Origin of the sequence: Limosilactobacillus viscerum (genome assembly GCF_947387525.1) — a bacterium.
GTDB classification, from domain to species: domain Bacteria; phylum Bacillota; class Bacilli; order Lactobacillales; family Lactobacillaceae; genus Limosilactobacillus; species Limosilactobacillus viscerum.
Map to the genome: position 1 here is coordinate 1 of NZ_CANDNW010000079.1, position 471 is coordinate 471.

Genomic DNA, 471 nt, shown 5'->3' on the forward strand with positions numbered 1-471 from the left:
TTGCAGGTTATAGCCGGGCTTCAACTCCCGATTCATCATCGGATCTTCCTTCATACACATAAAAGTCGCATCATGATCAGTCTTGGAATAGCTATTACGACCTTGGAAGATATCTTCGGCACGTTCATACTTTTTGGCACGCGGAATTAGGTCGTTGCTTAATTGATGGCGAAGTTTTTTTAGAAAACGACGGCGCCGTTTTCTAACTGAACCACCTTTGATGATTTTTGGTTCTTGCTTAATCTCTTCATCTAACTTAGTGATTTTCTCCGCAAGCTCTTGTTCCATTACTTCCATGCCTTCGGCAGAAGTAACCAGCTCGGGTGCCATTTCTTGCACCACTTGTTTTTCTACTAGTTCCTCATAAAGCTTACTCGTCTTTTCTCTTAACTTAGCGTGATACTTTTCAACCGCCCGCCGCCAAGTAAATGAATATTTATTGGCATCGGCTTCCACCTTGGTCCCATCGAT

At 43.1% G+C, this 471-nt stretch carries 1 pseudogene; it reads right to left on the reverse strand.

Going from position 1 to position 471, the window contains the following annotated elements:
* Nucleotides 1–471: pseudogene (locus QOS07_RS09325) on the reverse strand (IS5/IS1182 family transposase); the annotation flags it as partial.